Annotated in this window: 18 protein-coding genes and 1 riboswitch; of the genes, 4 read left to right on the top strand and 14 right to left on the bottom strand. The window is 72.9% G+C overall.

The genetic code is table 11. The features are described from left to right. Positions 1-102: 102 nt before the first annotated feature. The 3 genes from IE274_RS19680 to IE274_RS19670 all read right to left on the bottom strand — a co-directional run bounded on the left by IE274_RS19680 (position 103) and on the right by IE274_RS19670 (position 3,988). Positions 103-1,143, bottom strand: a complete 1,041-nt coding sequence (locus IE274_RS19680; protein ID WP_190117145.1) for a lactonase family protein — start codon at positions 1,141-1,143, stop codon at positions 103-105. 341 nt (positions 1,144-1,484) lie between these two features. Next, entirely contained in the window at positions 1,485-2,993 is a 1,509-nt protein-coding gene (locus IE274_RS19675; RefSeq protein WP_190117446.1) for an FUSC family protein, read from the bottom strand. 299 nt (positions 2,994-3,292) lie between these two features. After that, the gene (locus tag IE274_RS19670) at positions 3,293-3,988 is read right to left on the bottom strand and encodes a L,D-transpeptidase family protein (RefSeq protein ID WP_190117144.1); all 696 of its coding nucleotides are present in this window, start codon (positions 3,986-3,988) and stop codon (positions 3,293-3,295) included. Positions 3,989-4,188: 200 nt separating this feature from the next. Here IE274_RS19670 and IE274_RS19665 point away from each other — a divergent pair, with 200 nt between their 5' ends. The 3 genes from IE274_RS19665 (at position 4,189) to IE274_RS19655 (ending at position 5,815) form a co-directional block, all read left to right on the top strand. Continuing rightward, positions 4,189-4,671: an Lrp/AsnC family transcriptional regulator gene (locus IE274_RS19665; protein ID WP_190117445.1), complete on the top strand. Its 483-nt coding sequence runs from the start codon at positions 4,189-4,191 to the stop codon at positions 4,669-4,671. Between the two features lie 43 nt (positions 4,672-4,714). After that, positions 4,715-5,419: an HAD family hydrolase gene (locus IE274_RS19660; protein ID WP_190117143.1), complete on the top strand. Its 705-nt coding sequence runs from the start codon at positions 4,715-4,717 to the stop codon at positions 5,417-5,419. Positions 5,420-5,566: 147 nt separating this feature from the next. Further along, a complete protein-coding gene (locus tag IE274_RS19655) occupies positions 5,567-5,815 on the top strand; it encodes a hypothetical protein (protein WP_190117142.1) in 249 nt (82 codons plus the stop codon). Positions 5,816-5,865: 50 nt separating this feature from the next. Here IE274_RS19655 and IE274_RS19650 read toward each other — a convergent pair whose 3' ends face one another. Then, the gene (locus IE274_RS19650) at positions 5,866-6,096 is read right to left on the bottom strand and encodes a hypothetical protein (RefSeq protein WP_190117141.1); all 231 of its coding nucleotides are present in this window, start codon (positions 6,094-6,096) and stop codon (positions 5,866-5,868) included. Positions 6,097-6,258: 162 nt separating this feature from the next. After that, on the bottom strand, positions 6,259-9,006 hold the full coding sequence (locus IE274_RS19645) for a discoidin domain-containing protein (RefSeq protein WP_190117140.1): 2,748 nt from the start codon (positions 9,004-9,006) through the stop codon (positions 6,259-6,261). A gap of 270 nt (positions 9,007-9,276) precedes the next feature. On the opposite strand from IE274_RS19645, the gene IE274_RS19640 reads away from it, so the two are divergent. After that, positions 9,277-12,219 carry a protein kinase domain-containing protein gene (locus IE274_RS19640; protein WP_190117139.1) on the top strand — a complete coding sequence of 981 codons (2,943 nt, stop codon included), beginning with the start codon at positions 9,277-9,279 and terminating at the stop codon, positions 12,217-12,219. 58 nt (positions 12,220-12,277) lie between these two features. Here the strand turns inward: IE274_RS19640 and IE274_RS19635 are convergent, their stop codons facing one another. The 9 genes from IE274_RS19635 to IE274_RS19595 all read right to left on the bottom strand — a co-directional run bounded on the left by IE274_RS19635 (position 12,278) and on the right by IE274_RS19595 (position 22,539). Then, positions 12,278-13,111: an enoyl-CoA hydratase gene (locus IE274_RS19635; RefSeq protein ID WP_229909662.1), complete on the bottom strand. Its 834-nt coding sequence runs from the start codon at positions 13,109-13,111 to the stop codon at positions 12,278-12,280. Then, positions 13,108-14,073, bottom strand: a complete 966-nt coding sequence (gene mmsB, locus IE274_RS19630; protein WP_190117138.1) for a 3-hydroxyisobutyrate dehydrogenase — start codon at positions 14,071-14,073, stop codon at positions 13,108-13,110. Before mmsB ends, IE274_RS19635 begins: the two co-directional genes overlap by 4 nt. Then, entirely contained in the window at positions 14,070-15,197 is a 1,128-nt protein-coding gene (locus IE274_RS19625; protein WP_229909661.1) for an enoyl-CoA hydratase/isomerase family protein, read from the bottom strand. The genes mmsB and IE274_RS19625 overlap by 4 nt, the downstream gene beginning before the upstream one ends. Next, positions 15,194-16,342: an acyl-CoA dehydrogenase family protein gene (locus tag IE274_RS19620; RefSeq protein ID WP_190117137.1), complete on the bottom strand. Its 1,149-nt coding sequence runs from the start codon at positions 16,340-16,342 to the stop codon at positions 15,194-15,196. The genes IE274_RS19625 and IE274_RS19620 overlap by 4 nt, the downstream gene beginning before the upstream one ends. 5 nt (positions 16,343-16,347) lie before the next feature. After that, positions 16,348-17,847: a CoA-acylating methylmalonate-semialdehyde dehydrogenase gene (locus IE274_RS19615; RefSeq protein WP_190117136.1), complete on the bottom strand. Its 1,500-nt coding sequence runs from the start codon at positions 17,845-17,847 to the stop codon at positions 16,348-16,350. 211 nt (positions 17,848-18,058) lie between these two features. Beyond that, positions 18,059-18,237, bottom strand: a riboswitch (cobalamin riboswitch). A gap of 82 nt (positions 18,238-18,319) precedes the next feature. Then, on the bottom strand, positions 18,320-18,901 hold the full coding sequence (locus IE274_RS19610) for a GNAT family N-acetyltransferase (RefSeq protein ID WP_190117135.1): 582 nt from the start codon (positions 18,899-18,901) through the stop codon (positions 18,320-18,322). Beyond that, positions 18,901-19,968 (bottom strand): tRNA (adenosine(37)-N6)-threonylcarbamoyltransferase complex transferase subunit TsaD, encoded by a 1,068-nt coding sequence (tsaD, locus tag IE274_RS19605; protein WP_190117134.1) that lies wholly within the window; start codon positions 19,966-19,968, stop codon positions 18,901-18,903. Before tsaD ends, IE274_RS19610 begins: the two co-directional genes overlap by 1 nt. 358 nt (positions 19,969-20,326) lie before the next feature. Then, on the bottom strand, positions 20,327-21,220 hold the full coding sequence (locus IE274_RS19600; protein WP_190117133.1) for a geranyl diphosphate 2-C-methyltransferase: 894 nt from the start codon (positions 21,218-21,220) through the stop codon (positions 20,327-20,329). Positions 21,221-21,225: 5 nt separating this feature from the next. Next, the gene (locus IE274_RS19595; RefSeq protein WP_190117132.1) at positions 21,226-22,539 is read right to left on the bottom strand and encodes a family 2 encapsulin nanocompartment cargo protein terpene cyclase; all 1,314 of its coding nucleotides are present in this window, start codon (positions 22,537-22,539) and stop codon (positions 21,226-21,228) included. Between the last annotated feature and the right edge of the window lie 61 nt (positions 22,540-22,600).

The following is a 22,600-nucleotide window of genomic DNA, read 5'->3' as shown; positions in this document are numbered from 1 at the left end:
GACAGCGCGACCCCGCACGACTCGACGTCGATGGGCCCGCCCCCGAATCTCGGGGGCGGGCCCATCGACGTATGCGGGCCGGAGCGGCCGGTACCGCGGCGCTCAGCCGAAGACGACGCAGCTCGCCGCAGGCACCTCGATCGCACCCGCGCGGCGCGGCAGACCCGTCTCGGCGTCCACGGCGAACCACGTGACGTCCCCTGAGCGCTCGTTGGCGGCGTACAGAAAGCGCCCTGAGGGGTCAATGGCCAGGTCACGGGGCCAGGCGCCCCCGCACGCCACAGAGGCCGTCAGACGGGCTCCAGTGCCCTCGCCGTCGAGGGCGAACACGGAGATGACGTCCACACCGCGCGTCGCCGTCCACAGGAAGCGGCCGTCGGGCGCGACGACGACCTCTGAGGGGTACGCGTCACCGTCGGGCTCGGCGGACAGCACGGGGGTCTCGGTGAGCGGGTGGAGCGTGCCGTCGGCCGGGTCCCAGGAGCACACGGTGAGGGTCGGCGTGAGTTCGTTGAGGACGTACGCGACGCGGCCGCCGGGATGGAAGGCCAGGTGCCGCGGTCCGGTGCCGGGGCGCAGCGCGACCTCGTGGCGCGGGGTGAGCCCGGCCGGGCCCGGCGCGCACACCCGCACCGAGTCGGTGCCGAGGTCGACGCTCAGCACCCAGCGGCCACTGGGGTCGGGCAGGACCTGGTGGGCGTGCGGGCCCTCCTGGCGCTCCGGGTCGGGCCCCGAGCCTTTGTGCTCCAGGACGCCCGCCGGGGCGGAGGCGAGGCTTCCGTCGGCGCGCACGGGCACGCTGGTGACGCTGCCGGAGCCGTAGTTGGCGGCGTGGACGTGCCCGTCGTGGACGGCGAGGTGGGTGGGGGCCGCGCCCCGCACGGGCACGGGCGCGCCGACCGTCCGGACGGCGTCCCCCGCCGTCCGGAAGGCGGCGACGGCGCCGTCGGGGGTCTCGCTCACGGCGTAGAGCGTGGCGCCGTCCGGCGAGAGCGCCAGGTACGAGGGATCGGGCACGGCGTCCGTCACGCCGAGCACGGCCAGCGCGCCGGTGCCGCTGTCGCACGCCGCGGTGACGATCCCCCGCCCTCCCCCTCGCGTAAAGGACCCGATGTACGCCCGCCCCGTCTGCCCGCCGCCCACTGCATGCCCCTCTCGGCTCGCCCCTGGGCACCGCGTCGGGGCGGCACCCACGGGGCGACGCTAGCAGTTGGTCTGGACCAGTGGAAGGTAGGTGGATCGGCGGGCGGACGTCGTCCCCGACGATCGGCGGCCGCCGTTGCCGACGAGTGCTGTCCGCCGCAGCTCGCCGGGGGGCAGGGGCCGCGACCCGCGAGGGGCCGCGAACGGGCAGGGGGGCGGCCACGCGCCGCGAGCAGCCGCAGGACAGACATCGCACCTGCCGAGGGCACGCCCCGCAACCACCCGAGGCCGAGCCCCCCCACCCGCAGCCATCAGCCCCCCACCGCCGACAGCGCGACCCCTCAGGCCCCGATCAACGGCGTACGAGGCGAGCTCCGCACCGGTGTGGCCAGCTCGATCAGCGCCCGCTCCAGGCCGTGCAGATGCGCGAGGGCCGGTTCGAGGGCTCCGGCGTGCTTCACGGCGGCGGGCGGGGAGGGCGCGGTGAGCGCCTCCTCCGAGGCGATCAGTGCCTCGACGGCGGCCTCGACCCGGGCGCAGGCGGCGGCGAGCCGGTCGTCGTAGGAGGCCTCGGGGTCGGTGGCGATGGCCGTCAGGCTGCGTACCTGGTCCGCGCACTCGTCGAGCAGGGCGATGACCTGGCGGGCGCGGCCGCGCCGGGCGCGCAGCGGGCTGAGCGGGTGCACCAGGGGGGCGAGCGAGAGCCGTACCCGGGCGAGGGTCACTTCGAGGTCGGCGATGTGCGGGGCCGGGTCGGCCGTGGTCGAGCCGGACAGGCGGGCCGCGGCTTCCCGGGTGCAGGCGTGCACGGCGCGGACGGCGCGCTCGATCCAGGCGTTGGTGGTGGAGTGGGTGGTGACGGGCAGGACGAGCAGGACGGCGAGCACCGCGCCGAGCGCCCCGGCGCCGGTCTCCAGGAGCCGCAGGGCGAGCAGCCCCGGGTCGAGGACGCCGAGGAGGCCGTAGAGGCCGCCCGCCATCACGGTGACGGCCAGCATCATCCAGGTGTACGAGACGGCGGCCGTGTAGAAGATCCCGAAGACGCAGAGGGCGACGATCACGGCGGTCGGCACGACGGCGCCGTGCAGCGGCAGGACGGCGACGACGCCCACGGCGATGCCGATCAGCGTGCCGAGCACCCGGCGGAAGCCGCGGACCAGCGTCTCGCCGCGCGACACCGTGTTCACGAAGATCCACCAGGTGGCGCCGATGGCCCAGTACCAGCGGTCCCCGGACAGCGCGTGGCCGATGACGAGGGCGACGCCGCCGCCGAGGGTCGCCTGGACGGCCTGGCGGGTGGTGGCGCGGGCGAGGCCCCGGCGTACGGCGAGGACCGGCACCGTGGCGGGCGGCAGCCGTCGTTCGTAGCACCACAGGCCGAAGCGGACGGTGGACGAGGCGAGCAGGGCGATGCCGATGGCCTCGTACAGGTCGGGAAGCTGCGCGACCTCCGTGTGCAGGAACTGCGCCGCGAAGAAGGTCATGAACGCGAAGACGCCGAGCGAGTGCCCGCGCGGCCCCCACCGGCGGGCGTACACCCCGGCGCCCATGACGGCCAGGAACGCCAGGTCGCGCGCCACCGGGTAGTCGTGCAGGACGGCGGCGAGGGCGAGCACGGGGAAGCCCACGGCGGGCAGCAGCGCGGTGGTGGTGGCCTGGCCGCGCACCGTCGTGTCGGTGACGGTGAACAGCGCGAGCAGCGCGGCGAGGCCGGCGATGATGGCGGCGACGAGGGTGTGCCCGACCAGGCCGCAGGCGGCGACCGCCAGGGAGATGCCGAGGACGGCCCGGGTCGCGAAGCGCAGCCGCAGCCGCCCCGGATCCGGTGCCACGAACATCGACCTCAGCACAGCTTTGCCCACCCCTCGACGGTCCCGGCGGTCGCGGCGCGCGTCCGTCCCGGACCCGGCACGCCTCGCGGCATGGCTGACACGCACCCCGCGACATGAACGACATGAACGACATGAATAAGGCGCCGCGGAATCCCGCAGCGCCATCGACGGATACATCTCACCATTCGGGGGCCCGGTGGCTCAACCGGGACACTTGCGACAGGGCCATTGGCCCAGCCGGGGGCCCGCAGGGCGGTGCGTCGGCGGGCCAACGGGCCACACCGACGCCCCTTGCGGGCTCACCCGCCGCGGTGCTCTCAGGTGCCGGGCTTGCGGCCGTAGACGAAGACGTCGTCGCCCTTGCGCAGCATGTTCCAGTACTTGGTGGCGTCCTTCTTGGTCATGTTCACGCAGCCGTGCGAGCCGGGCGGGGCCCAGACGCTGATGCCGACCGAGTGGAAGGCCTGGCCGCCGTCGAAGAACTGGCTGTAGGGCATCGGCACGTGGTACAGGCTCGATATGTGGTCGATGTCCCGCCAGTAGACCTTCTTCAGGCCGGTGCGGGTCTCGTGCCCGTTGCGGCCGGTACGCACGGGCACCGGCCCGTACTTGAGGGTCTTGCCGTCCTGGATCCAGCTGAGCTGGAGCGTGAGGTCGACGCAGGCGATGCGGCCCTTGTTGACCGGGCACTTGCCCGCCTTGTTCGGGTTGTTGCCCACCGCCTTCTGCTTGTTCATCAGGTTCATGACGCCCCAGGTCACGGAACCCGCGTACCCGGCGTTGGGGCTGATGCCGTGCTTGGTCTGGAAGGCCTTGATGGCCTTGCAGTCGGTGGTCGACTGCCTGCCGTCCACCGGGCGGCCGAGGAACTTCTCGACCTGCTTCTGGTACGGCCCGGCCTGCGCCGAGCACGACGCGGCCTGCGCGGTGGTGCTCCCCAGGGCCACCGTGAGCGGGGCCACCAGCGCGGTGATCCCCAGGGCGACGACTGCTCGTCTGTGTATGTCCCCCACTGCGGTCTACTCCTCGTTCATCTGCGTTCGTCTGCCTACACGCCATACGTGCGTGTTGCGCGTTCCCTGAGGTAGACAGGCCAGGAGGTCAGCTCGTTGTAGGCGGAAGTGAAACAGCTCCGTAACAGCCGTCGGGTGCGCGCGCCGGGTCATTGGTACGGTCACGAGTGATCGACCAGCACTTCCGGGAGACCCGCACCATGGCCGTCGACGAACTCGACACCCGCATCCTGCGGCTCCTCCTGGAGCAGCCGCGCACGAGCGTGCGGGAGTACGCGCGCATCCTCGGCATCGCGCGCGGCACCCTCCAGGCCCGCCTGGACCGCCTCGAACGCGAGGGCGTCATCACCGGCACCGGACCGAAGCTCTCCCCCGCCGCGCTCGGCCACCCCGTCCTCGCCTTCGTGCACATCGAGGTCACCCAGGGCCGCCTGGACGAGGTCGGCGACGCGCTCGCGGCCGTACCGGAGATCATCGAGGCGTTCTCGATGACCGGTGGCGGCGATCTGCTGACCCGGGTGGTCGCGCGCGACAACGGCCACCTGGAGGACGTCGTCCAGCGCCTGATCCAGCTCCCGGGGGTGGTGCGCACGCGGACGGAGATGGCGCTGCGCGAGCGCGTACCGCACCGGCTCCTGCCGCTGGTGGAGTCGGTGGGCAGGCAGGCGGCCACGGAGAGGTGACCACTGCCGCGCGGCGGATCACCGTCTTGGCATCCTGGGGTGCATGAGCGCCCTGAACCACACCTCGGTCATCTTCGATCTCGACGGCACCCTCGTGGACAGCGAGCCGAACTATTTCGAAGCGGGTCGCCAGCTCCTCGCCGCGCACGGCGTCACCGGCTTCACCTGGGCCGACCACGAGACGTACGTCGGCATCTCCACGCGTGAGACCCTCGCCGACTGGCGGGAGCGGTACGGCCTGACCGCGCCGCTCGCCGACCTGCTCGCCGAGAAGAACCGCCGCTATCTGGAACTGGCCCGCGCCGCCACCCGCGCGTACCCGCAGATGCGCGAGTTCGTGGAGCGCCTGTCCGACGCCGGGGTGCCGATGGCGGTGGCGTCCGGATCCTCGCGCGCCGCCATCGAGGCGATCCTCGCCGGCACGGGCCTGGACGCCCACCTCAAGACACTCGTCTCGGCGGACGAGGTCGCCCACGGCAAGCCCGCACCCGACGTGTTCCTCGCGGCGGCCGCCCTCCTCGGCGCCGACCCCGCCGACTGCGTGGTTCTGGAGGACGCGGCACCGGGCGCCCTCGCCGCGAAGGCCGCGGGCATGCGGTGCGTCGCGATCCCCTACGTCACCGCGCAGGCCGACGACCCGGCGTTCACATCGGCGGACCTGCTGCTGCGCGGCGGCCAGGAGGAGTTCACGGCACGGGCCGCGCTGGACTGGCTCGCCGCGGAGCGGCGGGGCCCGGCCGGGGCGTGACTCCCGAGCGGCGTCCGGCCCCCGGCCCGGACGCCACGCGTGGTTCCGGTCGTCCCGGGTACCCGCTCAGCGCCGCGGGATCCCGTGCGTACGCGTGCGGACGGCCGCGGCGGCACCGCAGGACCTCGAAGGAACGGAGGCACGACCGTGAGCGAGCAGCAGCCCCCGTCGGTCGGCGAGGACGGCCCGCCCGTGCCGCGGGATCCGCCCGATCAGCAGGTGACGGACCAGCAGGATCCCTGGGAGCCGGACGCCGACCCGGCACAGAGCGGCGACGCGCCGGACACCCACGACGACGTGCCCGACACGGACGAGGCCGGGACCGGCAGGCGCGGCGCCCCGCATGCCCACGGGCCGGGGCCCGACCGGCCGGTGCCGGACGAGCCCTCGGGCTGAGGCGTCACCGGCGTGGCGCCGGGGTCCGGGCGCACCCGCCGCGGCCCGTGTCACACGATCTTGGGCAGCCCCAGGTTGTTGATCAGCGGGCCCTCGATGCTGACGCCCTCGGTGACCAGGGACTCGGCGACCGGCAGGGGCGGCAGCGGGCTCGACGGTGACGGGTTCGCCGCCGCCGGAGTCGTCGCGGGCGTCGCCGCGGGCGCGGCCGCGACGGCCGGAGTGGCGAGCGCGGTCATCGCGGCGAGTGCTCCGGCTACGAGGACGACGGAACGGCGCATGGAACCACCTTGTTTCGCTTGGGCGTTGGCCTCCGGGTCTGCTCCCGAAGATCCTTGGCGCCGACATGGCTGCCCCGCCGACCTGCGGATATGCGGGGTGTCCCTCGTACGAGCGGCGGCGCGGGCGCGCCGCGCCGCGCCCGCACGAGGGAGCGGCCCCGGCTAGCCCACCGTCAGCTCCGTGATGCCCGGGTGCTCCTTGGCCTCCGCCGCGCCACGCACCGTCACCCGCACATAGCGCGCGAGCCGCGCCTTGTCCGTGGCCTCCGTGTCCTTGGCGTTCACGGCGTGCCAGTGGTGGCCGTCCAGGGACACCTCGATGTCGTACGACGCGGGCTTGACGCTGTTCCACGTCGGCGTGACCTTGCCGACGCGCACCGGCTCGCCGAGGTCCGCGGTCAGGGTGCCGGTCTTCTCGGCCGGGACCCAGGCGGTGGCCGTGTTGCCGTCGACCGCGGCGCCCGCGTACATGCCGGGCTCCTCCGAGGACGCCTCGGCGGGCGTGCAGCGGGCCGCGTTGGCGGTGGGAGCGAGGTCGGGGCGGCGGGTCTTGAGGACGGCGGGGGCGCCCTCGCTGACGACCTGCTTGCCCTGCGGCGTGTCGAGGGTCATCGGCGCACCGGACGTGAGCCGCACCGTGGTGTGGTGGGCGCCGAGTTCGACGTCGTACGTACGGCCCTGCCAGGTCAGTCCGCGCAGGGTCACGCCGTCACCGAGCTGCGGGGGCAGCATCGGGTCCAGGCGCAGCCGGTCCTCCCGCATCCGCATGCCGGTCAGGCCGTTGGTGAAGATCTGCAGGAAGCCGCCCTTGCCGGTGAGGAAGTCGTGCGCGGGTGAGCCCGCCAAGGGGTCCTCGGCGCCCGCCTTGTCGCCGCGCGCCTCCGAGAACTGCGCGAACGGGCCGCGTACGAACGGCTTGATAGAACGTTCTAGATAGGTGTACGTGGAGCAGCCGGGCTCGCCGATCCCGGCGGCGTCGATGGCGTGCACCGAGTCCGTCATGGCCGGGCCGTCCGGGTCGGTGCGCTGCGCGTAGTAGTCGAGCGTGGCGGCCGCGGCGCCGTCGGCCATGGGCCACTCCAGCGGGTACATCAGGAGCACCGTGTCGGCTTGCTTGATCTTGCTGCCCTGGTAGCCGTCGTACTGCTCGAAGACCTTGCGGTCCTTGTCGTACGGGATGCGGATCCTGTCGGCGATCGACGTCCACTCGGCCGGGGCCCGCTTGCCGAGGAGTTCGGCGGCACGGGCGGCGTGGCGCAGGGCGGTGGCGGCGCCCGCGTTGGTGAACACCGCGTCGTCGACGCCGTTGCTGTACTCGTCGGGTCCGGCGGTGTCCTTGATGGAGTAGCTGCCGTCGGCGTTGCGGTGGACGCGGCCCGCCCAGAACTCGGCGATGCCCTTCATGACGGGCCAGCCGCGCTCGCGCAGCCACGTGGTGTCCTTGGTGGCGAGGTAGTACTGCCAGGTGGCCAGGGAGATGTCGGACTGGAGGTGGATCTGGGTGCGGCAGTGCGGTGGGTCCACGCTGTGGCACTCCTTGGCCAGGTTGCCGGAACTGCCGCTGTTCCAGGGGTAGAAGAGGCCGTCGTAGCCGAGCTTGCGGGCGTTGTCGCGGGCTCCGGCGCGGGTGCGGTAGCGGTAGTCGACGACGGACTTGGCGAGCTCGGGCCGGGTGGCGAGGAGCCCCGGGTACATCCAGGTCTCGGCGTCCCAGAAGACGAGGCCCGCGTAGTTGTCGCTGGTCAGTCCGCCCGGGGCGATGCTGTTGGCCGCGCCTTCGCGGGTGCTGGACAGCAGTCCGTACTGCGCGGAGCGCACCCATGTCTGGAGCTCCCGCTGGCGCCCGGCCACTTCGATGTCGCTGCGCCACAGCCGCGCCCAGGCGGCGGTGTGGGAGCGCAGCAGGGCGTCCCAGCCGCGCTCGGCGGCACGCCGGGACGCGGCGGTGGCGTCCGCACGCGGGGATCGGGAGGTCAGGGCGGTGTCGACGCCCACGAACTTGGTGAGTTCGTAGGACCGGCCGCTGCGGACCGGCAGGGTGAGGGACTGCCGGTTCGTCAGCTTCGTGGCTCCGCCCGCCCGGCGCTCCCTGGCGTCGTGCACACCGTGCCCGGTGCGCAGGGTGGAGGCGACGGCGCCCTTGACCTTGGTGCCGTCGGTGCGGAAGGCGACGTCCATGGTGGTCCCGGGGCGCCCGTGCCGTTCGCCGCCGGTGCGGTCGCCGCCGCCGGTCTGCTGCATCCGACGCGCGCCACGGCCGTCGACCTGGTCGGTGACGGTCGCCTCGCCGCTCCAGTGCGGGCGCATCTTCAGGCGTACGGCGCCGACGTGCGGGTTGGTGCGGTCGGCGAGCACCTCGTAGGTGAGGTCGGTGCGGCGGCCGTCCGCCGCGGTCCAGGTGAGGGTGGTGCGGATGAGGCCGCAGTGCATGCCGAGGCTCTGCCGGTAGGCGGAGATCCGGCCCGGCGCCGTCGAAGAGTTGAAGGTGTCGGAGCCCGGTCCTCCGGTGCTGACGGTGAGCGGGGTCCAGGTGGGCAGCGCGGCGACGGCCTGCCGGTTCCCGGCGGTCTGCTTGTTGTGCGCGTACAGGCCGGAGACGAAGGAGCCGTCGTAGCGCGGGGTGAACAGGGGCCAGCCGGTCTTGGCCTCGGTGTCGGTGTAGCCGGCGCCGTTGGGCGGCACGCGCTGGCCCAGGTAGCCGTTGCCGACGAAGGCGTGGTGGTTGTCCTTGGGGTCGACGCGGGTGCTGTCGAGGGTCCAGCCGTCGCCCTGACGGCAGTCGGTGGGGGTGGCGGACGCGGCGTCGGCGCGGGAGGGGGCCGTCGGCGGGACCGCGGCGACGAGCACTCCGGCGAGCAGCGCCGCGGACAGTCTGACGGCGTTCGGCCGCGAAACCAGGGAGTACGTCATTGTTCTCCGTCGTGGTGATGTGAGGGTCCACGGACCATAAATTTCATGAACGAGTCACGTCAATAACTTGCGCATGACGTATCAAGTCCTGAACGCGGAGTGTGGAAAACACGCCACGCGCAGCCGATCCGCCGCGCCAACGGCCGCAGGACAGCGGCACCTACGGCGCCGACGGCACAAGACCTCTCCAACTTCTCCACGGCCCGGGTAAATTGACCTTGCCGCCCGCAGCGGGCGTGTTTCTACGGGGTGGGTGGGGTGGAGCAGGGGATGCGTGGCGCAGTCCTGGACGGGCGGTACACGCTCACGGAGCGCATAGGCGCGGGCGGCATGGGGGCGGTCTGGCGCGCCCGGGACGCCCGGCTCGACCGGGAAGTGGCCGTCAAACTGCTCGGCCTTCCGACCGACACGTCGGCGCCGGACCGGGAGCGGATGCTGGCGCTGTTCGTGCGTGAGGCGCGGGCCGCGGCGGCGCTCGACAGCTCGTACATCGTGCCGGTCTTCGATCACGGCTCGGAGGGCGACATCCCGTACCTGGTGATGCCGTTGGTGAGCGGCCGTACGGTGACCGAGCTGCTCAGGGAGGGCAAGGGGCTTTCGCCGCAGCGGGTCGCGGACATCGCGGCGCAGGTGTGCCGGGCGCTCGCCGTGGCACACCGGGCGGGCATCGTGCACCGGGACATCAAGCCCGCCAATGTGATGGTCACCGACGAGGGCACCGTGAAGGTCCTGGACTTCGGCATCGCCAAGTTCCTGGACGCGGCCACGAGCGCCGGTGGCGGCTATCTCACCCGCACCTCCGACTCCCCCATCGGCACGCTGCACTACATGGCCCCGGAGCGGTTCGCGCGCGGCGAGACCGACGGGCGCACGGATGTGTACTCGCTGGGCTGCATGGTCCACGAAATGCTCACCGGCACCCCGCCGTTCGACGCGCCGTCAGCGGCCGCGCTGATGCACTGCCACGTGTACGAGACCCCGGAACGGCCGTCGCTGCGGCGCCCGGAGCTCACGCCCGGGTGGGACGACCTGGTCGGCCGGATGCTGGCGAAGGCGCCCGCCGACCGGCCGGACGCCGCGCAGGCACGGGCGGAGCTTGAGGCGCGGGCGAAGGAGGCACCCGACGACACGGCGGCGCCGACGCCCGCACCTCAGGCCCCCGCCACGCCGACACCCGCCGCTCAGGCCCCCGCCACGCCGACGCCCGCCGCTCAGGCCCCCGCCCTTCCGGCGCACCCTGCATCGGCCCCCGTCGCTCAGGCCGTCTTCGGACCCGCGCCCGCCGCCCCGGCCCCCACACCTCCGGCCGCGTATCCCGTGGACTCGGTCCCCCAGCAGGTCCCCACCTCCTACCCCCTCCCGCCGCCCCGCCCGACCACCGCGCCCCCGCTGTGGCCCGCCCCGCAGGTCCAGGGCCCGCCGTCCGCGGGTCGGCCCTGGTGGCGCAACTGGTGGGTCCCGGGCGGGGCGGCCGTCGCCGTCGCCGCGCTCGTCGCCACCCTCACCGTCGCGAACCCGTTCGACGGCGGTGACAAGGACGACTCCGGGAAGGGGTCGACCGGCGGCACGTCGGAGCGGCCCAAGCCCGGCCCGCAGGGCAGCGGGGTGGCCGCGCGGGCCAAGACCGAGACGCTGGTCATGGGCACGGCGGACGACTCCGAGGGCCCGGCACCGGCCGTCGCCGGGGCCGTCAAGGGCGGCAAGGTCACCGTCCTGGAGCCCTCCGACCTCACCACCGTCGACCCCGGCAAGATGTGGTCGAGCACCGACCGGATCGTCTCCCGCCTGGTCCACCGCAGCCTGACGGGCCTCAAGACGCTGCCCGACGGCAGGGTCAAGCTGGTCGGCGACCTGGCCACCGACGCGGGCCGGGTCTCGTCGGGCGGCCGGACCTGGACGTTCACGCTCAAGCCGGGGCTCACGTACAACGACGGGACGCCCGTCGAGGCCAAGGACTTCGTGAACGCCGTCGAGCGCACCCTCGACCCGTCGTTCTCCATCGGCGACAGAACACTGCGCAGCTGGCTCCTCGGTGTCAAGGAGACGGCGGGCGTCGGCAGCGACCGCACCCTGCCGCCGGGCACCATCGAGACACCCGACCCGCGCACGATCGTCTTCCATCTGGAAAGCGCCCGCCCGGACTTCAACGTCGCGCTCGCGGGCCCCAGCGGCGCGCCGGTGCCCGACCGGGTGAAGGACACCTCGACGGGCTCGCCGACGGTGCCGTCCACCGGCCCGTACCAGGTGGGCACGTTCACCGGTGCGAAGAACGTCGAACTGACGCGCAACGCCGAGTGGAAGGCGGACTCGGACCCGTTGCGGACCGCCTACCCGGACACGTACCGCATCGAGGGCGGGCTCTCCGTGGAGGACATCAAGTCCCGTACGGTGGGCGCCGGTTCGGGTGCGGCGATCATGTCGTTCACCGGTTCCCTCGGCAAGGACGGCCTGGGCAAGAACCCCGGCGGCACGGGACGTCTGTCCGCGCCGTCCGCGTTCATCCACGCGTACCAGATCAACACGCGCCGGGTGCAGAACCTGAAGGTCCGCAAGGCCATCGCCACGGCGCTGCCCGCCGGGGACGTCCTCGCGGCGAGTGGTGAGGACGGCACCGTCCACCACAATCTGCTGCCGCCGGGCGTCCGCGGCGCCCGCTCCTTCGACCTGTACCGGGCCGGGGAGCGCGGCGACCCGGCCCGGGCGCGCGCGCTCCTGAACGAGGCGGACGAGACCGGCTTCAAACTCACCCTCGGCCACGCCGACGGTACGGACGCCGAACGGGCCCAGGTGATCAAGACCGCGCTCGACCGGGCCGGTTTCGAGGTCACGCTGCGGAAGGACGACACCACCGACTACTACCGGAAGGCGGGTACCGGAAAGTACGACCTCTTCCGCCTGCCCATCGGCGCCGGTCTGCCCGTCGGTTCCGCGACCCTGCCGGAGTACTTCGACGGCGAGTTCACCTACCCCACCTCGACGAACTACTCGCGTCTGAAGAGCTCCGATGTCGACGAGGCGATCGACGCGGCCGGTTCGGCGGGGTCGCTGACCGCCGCGGGCGAGCTGTGGTCGAAGGTCGACCGCCGGGTGATGGAGGAGGCCGCGGCGGTGCCCGTGTACGTGCCGATGCGCACGTACCTGTACTCCAAGGCGCTGCACGGGCTGCAGGTCGATCTCGACGGCGTGTCACCGCTCAACGCGTACGTGCGCTGAGCGGCGGCGGGCCTCGGACGCGGCGCCGCCGGGTGGGCGGCGCCGTTCCGTCCCCGCTCTACCGGTGGGTGAACTCCGGCTTGCGCTTCTCCGTGAAGGCGGTCATTCCCTCCTTCTGGTCCGCCGTCGCGAACACCGCGTGGAACAGCCGCCGTTCGAAGCGGACGCCTTCGGTGAGGGTCGTCTCGAAGGAGCGGTTGACCGACTCCTTGGCCATCATGGCGACCGGCAGGGACATGCCCGCGACCGTCTCGGCGACGGCCAGCGCCTCGCCGAGGAGTTCGGTGGCGGGGACGACCCGGGAGACCAGTCCGGCGCGCTCGGCCTCCTCGGCGTCCATCGTGCGGCCGGTCAGACACAGCTCCATGGCCTTGGCCTTGCCGACGGCGCGGGTCAGGCGCTGCGAGCCGCCGATGCCGGGGATGACGCCCAGCTTGATCTCCGGCTGGCCGAAGACGGCCGTGTCGGCGGCGAGCAGGATGTCGCAGAGCATGGCCAGCTCGCAGCCGCCGCCGAGGGCGTAGCCGGAGACGGCGGCGAGCGTCGGCGTGCGCACCTGGCCGAGCCGGTCCCAGGCCGTGAACCAGTCGCTGAGGTACATGTCCAGGTAGTTCTGCGGGCTCATCTCCTTGATGTCGGCGCCCGCGGCGAACGCCTTCGCGGAGCCGGTGAGGACGATGCAGCCGACCTCCGGGTCCCGGTCGAGGGCTTCGGCGGCGGCGACGACCTCCCGCATCACCTGGAGGTTCAGGGCGTTCAGGGCCTTGGGGCGGTTGAGGGTGAGGACAGCCACCCGGCCCTTGCGCTCCACGAGGATCGTCTCGTACGCGGCGGTGACGGGGTCCACGGGCGTGCTGCCGGGGTCCGTGGGGGTGCTGCTTGGGGTGCTCATGACGGCTGGTCCTTCTGGTCGTCGAGGGGCTGCTGGTCGTCGGCAGCCTGGTGGTGGTCGGCGGGCTGCTGCCCGGAGCGTTCTCGGATGGCGCGGACGATCCCGGAGAAGTCCTCGCCCGCTCCGGCGCCCTCGGCGAAGGCGGCGTACAACGCGGCGGCGCGCAGCCCGAGTTCGGCGTCGACGCCGCCCGCGCGCACGGCGTTCGCGGCGAGGCCGAGGTCCTTGGCCATCAGGGGCGCGGCGAAGCCCGGGCGGTAATCGCGGTTGGCGGGCGAGCCCGGGACCGGGCCCGGCACGGGGCAGTTGACGCTCAGTGCCCAGCACTGTCCGGAGGCCGTGGATGCCACGTCGTACAGCGCCTGGTGGGACAGGCCGAGGCTCTCGCCGAGGACGAAGGCCTCGCTGACGGCGATCATCGACACGCCGAGGATCATGTTGTTGCAGATCTTCGCGGCCTGCCCGGCGCCCGCCGCGCCGCAGTGCACGGCCTTCTTGCCCATCGCGGCGAGCAGCGGCTCGGCCCGTGCGAACGCGGCCTCGTCGCCGCCGACCATGAACGTGAGGGTGCCCGCCTCGGCGCCCATGACGCCGCCGGAGACGGGGGCGTCCACGGCGAGGTGCCCGGCGGCCACGGCCGCCTGGTGGGCGGCTCGCGCGTCGGCGACGTCGATCGTGGAGCAGTCGACGAAGAGGGTGCCGGGGCGGGCCGCCGCGAGCAGGCCCGCGTCCTGGTAGAGGGCGCGGACGTGGCGGCCCGCGGGCAGCATGGTGAGCACGATGTCCGCGTCGGCGGCGGCCGCCACGGCCGAGGGGGCGGCCTCGACCCCGGCGGCGACGGCGGCGTCCACGGCGTCGGGGACCAAGTCGTGGCCGACGACCCGGTATCCGGCCTTGACCAGGTTGGCGGCCATCGGGGCGCCCATGTGACCGAGGCCGACGAAGGCGATGACGGGGCTCACCAGGGCACCTCCTGCGGGGAGCGGTCGGCGGCGAGGGCGAGTTCACGCGCGCCGAGGGGGGCGAAGTAGCGGGCCACGTCGTCGCCGGTGACGTCGGCGAGCCGGGCCGGGGACCAGTGCGGGTCGCGGTCCTTGTCGACGACCTGGGCGCGGATGCCCTCCACCAGGTCGGCGGAGCCGAGGGCCGCGCACGACACCCGGTACTCCTGCTCCAGCACCCGCTCAAGGGGGCCGAGCTGCCGGGCCCTGCGCAGCGCCGAGAGCGTGACCTTCAGGGCGGTCGGCGACTTGGTGTGCAGGGTTTCGGCGGCCTCCTTGGCGGCCTGTGCGCCGTGGCCCGCCAGGCGGTCGACGATCTCCTCGACGCTGCCCGCCGGGTAGCAGGCGTCGATCCACTCGCGCTGGTCGCCGAGCACGCCGGGCGGCGCTTCGGCGACGTACCGGGCGAGGACCTCGCGTACCGGATCGGACGCGAGGTCCGCGACGAGGCGCGGCAGGGAATCGGAAGGCACGAAGTGGTCGGCGAGCCCGCACAGGAGTGCGTCGCGGGCGCCCAACTGCTGTCCGGTGAGGGCGAGATGGGTGCCGAGCTCGCCGGGGGCGAGGCCGAGCAGGTAGGTGCCGCCGACGTCGGGCACGAAGCCGATGCCGGTCTCGGGCATGGCGATGCGGGAGCGCTCGGTGACGACGCGGACGCTGCCGTGCGCGGAGACGCCGACGCCGCCGCCCATGACGATGCCGTCCATGACGGCGACGTAGGGCTTCGGGTAGCGCGCGATGCGGGCGTTGAGGCGGTACTCGTCGCGCCAGAAGTCCGCGGAGGCGGTGCCGCCGGTGCGGGCGTCGTCGTAGATGGCACGGATGTCGCCGCCCGCGCAGAGCCCGCGCTCCCCCGCGCCGGTGAGCACGACGGTCTCGACGGCCGGGTCCTTCGCCCAGGCGGCGAGGGCCTGGTCGATGCGGCGGACCATGGGGTGGGTGAGGGCGTTCAGGGCCCGGGGCCGGTTGAGGACGATGTACGCGGCGCGGCCCTCGGTGCGCAGCAGCACGGAGGCGTCGGCGGGCACCGGGGCGGCGGGCGGCGTGGTGGCGGGCTGTCCCGTGGATCCGTCGGCGGGCGTCATCGCAGCGCCCCCGTCAGGCCGCGGGCGACGATCAGGCGCATGATCTCGTTGGTTCCTTCCAGGATGCGGTGCACGCGCAGGTCGCGGACGAGCTTCTCGATGCCGTACTCGGTCAAGTAGCCGTAGCCGCCGTGCAGTTGCAGCGCGCGGTCGGCGACCGAGTGGCCGGTGTCGGTGGCGAACCGCTTGGCCATGGCGCACAGTTGAGGCGACTGCGGGTCGCCCGCGTCGAGGGCCTGGGCGGCCTCGCGGACCAGGGCGCGGGCCGCGGCCAGCTCGGTGGCCATGTCGGCGAGCCTGAACTGGAGTGCCTGCGCTTCCAGGAGCCGGGCCCCGAACGCCTCGCGGTCGGCGAGGTGGGTGAGGCTGCGGTCGAGCGCGCTGCGGGCGCCGCCGAGGGAGCAGGCGGCGATGCCGAGGCGGCCGCCGTTGAGGCCGTTCATGGCGATGCGGAAGCCGTTGCCCTCACCGCCGAGCAGCCGGTCGGCGGGCACCCGCACCCCGTCGAGGATCACCTGCCGGGTGGGCTGGGCGTTCCAGCCCATCTTCTGTTCGTTCGGGCCGAAGGACAGGCCGGGGTCGTCGCGCTCGACGACGAACGCGGAGACCCCGCCGGGACCGCTGTCGCCGGTGCGGGCCATCACGATGTACACGTGCGCGGCGCCCGCACCGGAGATGAACTGCTTGACGCCGGTGAGGACGTAATCGCCGCCGTCGCGCTCGGCGCGGGTGCTGAGCGCGGCCGCGTCGGAGCCCGCGCCGGGCTCGGTGAGGCAGTAGCTGCCGAGCCAGTCCATGGACGTCAACGGGCCGAGCCAGCGGGCGCGTTGGGCTTCGTCGCCGTACCGGTCGATCATCCAGGCGACCATGTTGTGGATGGACAGATAGCCCGCGATGGACGGGCAGCCGGAGGCGAGGGCCTCGAAGACGAGGACGCCGTCGGCGCGGGTGAGCCCGGAGCCGCCCGCGTCCTCGGCGACGTACATCCCGCCGAGTCCGAGGTCCGCGGCCTTGCGCAGCACCGCCAGGGGGAAGTGCTTCTCCTGGTCCCAGGCGAGGGCGTGCGGGGCGAGGTGCTCCTGGGCGAAGTCGAGGGTGGTCTCGACGATGGCGAGCTGGTCGTCGGTGAGCAGTGCGCTGGTCATGGCGGTCACCGCATCGTCGGGATGGTGAAGCTCGCGCCTTCCTTGGCCCCGGAGGGCCAGCGCGAGGTGACGGTCTTGGTGCGGGTGTAGAAGCGGATGGCGTCCGGGCCGTGCTGGTTGAGGTCGCCGAAGCCGGAGCGCTTCCAGCCGCCGAAGGTGTGGTACGCGACGGGGACCGGGATGGGGACGTTGACGCCGACCATGCCGGTGTCGACGCGCCGGGTGAAGTCGCGGGCGGTGTCGCCGTCGCGCGTGAAGAGCGCGACGCCGTTGCCGTACGGGTGCTCGGAGGGCAGCCGCAGGGCCTCCTCGTAGTCGGCGGCGCGGACGACGGAGAGGACCGGGCCGAAGATCTCCTCCTGGTAGATCCGCATGTCCGGGGTGACGCGGTCGAAGAGCGAGGCGCCCGCGAAGAAGCCGCCCTCGTGGCCGGGCAGGGTGAAGTCCCGGCCGTCGACGACGAGTTCGGCGCCCTCCTCGACGCCGAGGTCGACGTAGGAACGGACGCGGTCGAGCGCGTCGCGGCTGACGAGCGGGCCGAAGTCGGCCTCGGGGTCGTCGGAGCGGCCGATGCGCAGCGCCCCGATGCGGTCCTTGAGGCGGGCCACCAGGGCGTCGGCGGTGGCCTCGCCGACCGGCACGGCCACGGAGATCGCCATGCAGCGTTCGCCCGCCGAGCCGTAGCCGGCGCCGATCAGCGCGTCCACGGCCTGGTCGAGGTCCGCGTCCGGCATGACGATCATGTGGTTCTTGGCGCCGCCGAAGCACTGGGCGCGCTTGCCGTGGGCGGCGGCGGTGGCGTAGATGTGCGCGGCGATCGGTGTGGAGCCGACGAAGCCGAGCGCCTGGACGCGGGGGTCCTCCAGGAGCGTGTCGACGGTTTCCTTGCCGCCGTTGACGACGTTCAGGACGCCGGGCGGCAGGCCGGCCTCCAGGAAGAGTTCGGCGAGGCGCAGCGGCACGGACGGGTCGCGTTCGGACGGCTTGAGGATGAAGGAGTTGCCGCAGGCGATGGCGGGCGCGGCCTTCCACAGAGGGATCATCGCGGGGAAGTTGAAGGGCGTGATGCCCGCGGTGACGCCGATGGGGCGGCGCAGCGAGTGCACGTCGATGCCGGTCCCGGCGTTGTCGGTGAACTCGCCCTTGAGCAGGTGCGGGATGCCCGCGGCGAACTCCACGACCTCCAGGCCGCGCTGGAGGTCGCCGTGCGCGTCGGCGACGGTCTTGCCGTGTTCGGCCGACAGCAGCCGTGCCAGCGATTCGCGTTCGCCCTCGACGATCCGCAGGAAGCGCAGCAGGACGCGGGCGCGGCGCTGCGGGTTCCACTCGCCCCACTCGCGCTGCGCCTCGGCCGCGTCCGCGATGGCCGCCTCGGTCTCGGCCCGGTTCGCGAGGGGGACGCGGGCCTGTATCTCGCCGGTGTTCGGGTCGTACACGTCGGCGTGCGCGCCCGAGGTTCCCGGGGTGTGCTTGCCGCCGATGAAGTGGGTCAGTTCACGGACCATGAGTGCCTGCTCTTTCGTCAGGTGGGATCCGGGGACGGGCGCGACCGACCGGCCGTCGGCGGCGTGCGCGGGCAGGCCGGAGTGACGGTCGGAACGGGGACGCGAACGACCGAAGGGCCGTCAGACAGCGGGGGTTGCCGCTCGCATTGCCGGATCACCGGGGTCGTGAGTGCGCACCGGGGCCATGCGTGTCTGCTCCATCCTCGTGGACAACACGGAACACCCCACGGCCGGTATCCTGACTCCCGGATCAGCGCCCGTCCTCCCGCCTTCCCAACGGACTTCTCCGTCAGTGGCGTTGTCGCCTGCGAGAACGAACTCCCCGGTCACAGTGGCGGGACCGCGCCGGATTCACACCGGCTTCCCTGCACCGCGGGCTTCCTCACGAACATATACTTGGACGTCCTAGTAAGTCCACAGCCGTCGGCCCCTACTTGCCGTCGGCGCCCCCTAGGCAGCTCCTACCGGCGGCCTACGCCCCCGGTGCGGGCGGCAGGACGGCGCTGCGCGCGGGGTGGTGCGGGCCGAGGAAGACGGCCGTGCCGTATCCGTTCGGCGCGGGCCGGGTGGCCTGGTGCCAGCCGAGCCGTTCGTAGAAGCGGACGGTGGCCTCGGCCTTCACGGACGTGAGCAGCCAGCAGCGCCCGCCGGGCGCGTCGCGGGTCACCTCGTCGAGGAGCGCCCGGCCGAGGCCGCGGCCGTGTGCGCCGGGCGCGACGGCGAGTTCGTCGACCTCCAGGCCGCCGCACAGCCACGCGGCGGTGCGCTCGGCGCCGAGGGCGGCGCTGACGTGCGGGTAGGAGCGGGTGGCGGGCAGCGGCGTCTCGGTCGTCCAGGCGGTGGCGAAGCCGACCACCTGGTCGCCGTCGAGGGCCACCGCGCCCGTGAAGCCGGGTCGGCCGGTGTCGCCCGCGAGGCGTTCCAGGTAGTCGTCCGCGTGCGCGGGCCGGGAGTGCCACGGCGGCTGGGCGAAGGCCGTGGCGTAGACCTGCCGGATGCCGTCGCGGTGGGTGAGCAGGTCGGGGCCGGGGACGCGGTGCACGGTGCCGGTCATCAGGCGGCCCTCCTCGCGGTGCTCGCTGCGGGGTGCAGGGTCGCGTACTCCAGCGGCGCGGACGGGTCGATCGACACGTCCAGCGGCGCCGGTTCGGCGCCCGCGCGCACCAGCAGGTCCCCGACGGCGGCGATCATCGCGCCGTTGTCGGTGCACAGGCCGAGCGGCGGTACGCGCAGGGTGATCCCGGCCGCCCGGCACCGCTCTTCGGCCAGGGCCCGCACCCGGGAGTTGGCGGCGACACCGCCGACCACGACGAGCGTGTCGACGCCGTGCGCGGCGCAGGCGGCGACGGCCTTGCGGGTGAGGACGTCGGCGATGGCTTCCTGGAGCGCGGCGGCCCCGTCGGCGACCGGCAGGCCGCCGTCCGCGTGGCCCTCGGCCCAGCGCGCGGCGGCGGTCTTCAGGCCGGAGAAGGAGAAGGCGTACGGGTCGTCGCCCGGGCCGGTCAGCGGGCGCGGTAACGCCACGGCGTCCGGGGCGCCGGTCCGTGCCGCCCGGTCGACGGCGGGACCGCCGGGGTAGGGCAGCCCGAAGACGCGGGCGACCTTGTCGAAGCACTCGCCCGCGGCGTCGTCCAGGGTGTCGCCGAGGTGCGTGATCGGGTCGCGGGCCAGGTCCCGCACGAGCAGCAGCGAGGTGTGGCCGCCGGAGACGATCAGGACGACGCACGGGTCGGGCAGCGGGCCGTGCTCCAGAGTGTCGGCGGCGACGTGCCCGGCGAGGTGGTGCACTCCGTACAGCGGTACGTCCAGGGCGTACGCGAGCGACTTCGCCCCGGCGAGGCCGACCTGGAGGGCGCCCGACAGGCCGGGGCCCGTCGTCACGGCGACCGCACCGATGTCGCGCAGGCGCAGGCCCGCCGTGTCGAGGGCCCGGCGGACGACCGGGGTCAGGGCGTGCACATGGGCGCGGGCGGCGATCTCGGGGACGACGCCGCCGAAGCGGGCGTGCTCGTCCATGCTCGACGCGACGGCGTGCCCGAGCAGGCGACCGTCGCGGACGAGGCCCGCACCCGTCTCGTCACAGGACGACTCGATGCCGAGCACGATCCGAGGGGCGGCCATGACTGTTCTCCCGACGCCGTTCGATTTTGCGCTTTCTTTCCGCGCCCACCGCCTTCCCATACTAGTTGCAATGCATGTGCAATAAGACTCAGCCGTTCGGCCCCGCTCTCCCCTCCCCCGCCGGCCCGGGATGCGCCTCCCCCTCGATCACGGGGTACGGCACGAAGGTGCTGCAGTTCTCGTCGACGGCGAGGCGGCGGCCGAACGGCGGCATCCCGTGCTGAATCCGTGCTCAACCCGTACTGAACGTCTCGGTGCGCGCGGCATGTTCGGCCCACCGACCGCCGTCCCCGTCGGCCGTGCTCTGGCCAGAGCACGGCCGACGGGGACGGGCCCGCCCGGTCAGCGGGTGGTCAGATCAGACCCGGTCGGCTGCGATGAGGAGGTACTGGAAGGAGCCGTCCTTGTAGGAGTTGATGAACGCGTCCTCGATTCCCGTGACCAGCGAGGACGTGGCCCGCAGTTCCCAGTAGGGGAGGGTGTCGGGGGTGAGGTCGACGACGGCCTGCGGCACGAGGCGATGGTCGGCCATGGCGCGCATGTACTCACGGCGCGAGTGGATGTTGCACTCGAAGTGCGCGTTGATCTGGGAGACCCACTTCGAGGGCTGGCCGTACCGCGGGTTCCAGCAGCCGGTGATGGTCACATAGCGACCGCCGACCTTGAGGATGCGGGAGTGTTCGGCGAACAGGTCCTGCAGGTCGACGTACATGCTCGACTCGTTGTTCCACGACGCCGCGGCCCGCCCGGTCTCGAAGGGCGTGGCGAGCATGTTGCAGACACGGGCGCGGACGTGGTCCTGGATGCGGAGTTCATGGGCGCGCCGGTTGGCGAAGTCGGCCTGCTTGGCCGACAACGTGACTCCTTCGACCTTGCATCCGAAGCGCTGGTGCGCCATCACCATCGAGCCCCCGCGGCCGCAGCCGGCGTCCACCAGCGTGTCCTCGGACCCGATGTCGCCGAGGTGTCCCAGGAGGACTTCGGCCTGCGCCGACTCCAGCCGGTGAAGCTCGGCGATCAGTTTCTTCTCGTACTCGCTGTCCTGGGGATCGCCGAGGGCGGTGTCGTCGACGTCGCCGATGCCGTAGTGGTGGTGGTAGAGACCGTCGACATCGCCGAGACGCAGGTTCACGGGCCTGGCCTCCCCGTCCCAATAGCGGGCGATGTCCCCCTGGTAGGGCGTCGCCGGGCCGGGGATGCGCACAGGGGCGTCGGTGGCGGTGAATTCGGTGCTGGTCACAGATGAGTCCATTCTTCCTACCAGAAGTCGGGCAGGCTGTAGCGATAGGTGTTGGTCTGGTGCCAGTGGTGGTTGCCGTCGACCCACGCGGCCACGCCCCGCAGGAAGCGCTGCGCACTCGGGACGGGACAGTCGGCCGCCAGGGCGGCGGCGTGGGACTCGAAGTCGTGCATGAGCTCGTTGTGGACCTCGACCGACTTCAGATAGGCGTCCCGGTCGGAGAGGCCCTCACGTTCGGCGATCACGACGGGCAGGTTCAGGTGCCGGCCGGGAGCGTCGAGTTCCTTGGTGTACGAGTACAGGTCGTTCACGATGGTCGTCGCGTTCCCCGCGAGTGCGATGACCTTCTGCATGGCGGCCTGGGCGTGCAGGTCCATCGGCAGTTCGTAGCCGCCGACGGTGTCGGTGATGGTGGGGCAGGGGCGGAAGTTGTTGAACTGGCGCATCGCCAGGTACTCCCAGACCTCGGGGACGTGGTCCGTCTGGGCCCACGCGGCTTCGGCGAGGTACCCCATGTGCAGCCGGGCCATGTCGTGCCGGAACCGGTCGGTCTGGGAGGGGCTGGCCACTTGGACGAAGTACTCCATGGCGGAGCGGTAGGCCCGCCGCGGCGCGTCCTCGTGCAGCGACTTCGCCCAGTGCGGCTGGTACTCCTGCGTCGTGTACAGGGGATCGAGGGCGGTGTGCGCCAGCAGCAGGCGTTCGCCGAGACCGTCGGGCGAGCCCCCGTGGTCCTCGCAGTAGCAGTCGTCCACCGCGTTCTCTGCCACCATCAGGCGGGTGGCAACCATCAGGTGGTCGACGGTGGGCGCGTCCGGATGGCAGCCGACCATGTAGCGGCCCACGGAGAAGCCGTCGAACTCCTCCGCCCAGTCCTCGGGGTACAGGGCGACCTCGTCCACCGCCCAGGACTTGATCCTGCGGCTGACCTCCTCGACCCGCACCGGGTCGGGCTCGGGCACCGGGTGGTGGTAGAGGCCCGGGATCGGCCTGCCTTCCGCCGTGGCCGCCGACGGCTCCGGCGGCGGCGTCGGGGGCTCCTCCCGCACGATCAGGCGCAGACCCGCCGTGCCCAGGCCGCTGGGGCCGCGCAGGATCCGTTCGAGGTCGGCGTTCGGGGGCGGCACCTCGGCTGTCGGGGCCTCGATGGCAGCCGGGCCGGGTACGGAGATCGCAGGTGGGGCGGGCAAGGAAGGTGCGCAGGGTGGACCGCCGGTGGCGGCCTTGATGTCGCAGGCACGGGCCGCGGCGTCAGTGAGTACATGCGCCCCGAAGTGAGAAGCGGCCTCTGGCAGGCTCGACTGCGGAGGTGTCAGCTCAGGCGAGGGCATCCAATTCTCCTTGGTGGGGTGGGAGGTTGTCCCGGGGCCGGACCTCGGGCATGCGCGACCG

Origin of the sequence: Streptomyces flavofungini (assembly GCF_014650815.1) — a bacterium.
Lineage (GTDB): Bacteria > Actinomycetota > Actinomycetes > Streptomycetales > Streptomycetaceae > Streptomyces > Streptomyces flavofungini.
Note: the sequence above shows the minus strand (reverse complement) of the source record. Positions and strands in the feature narration are given on the sequence as shown.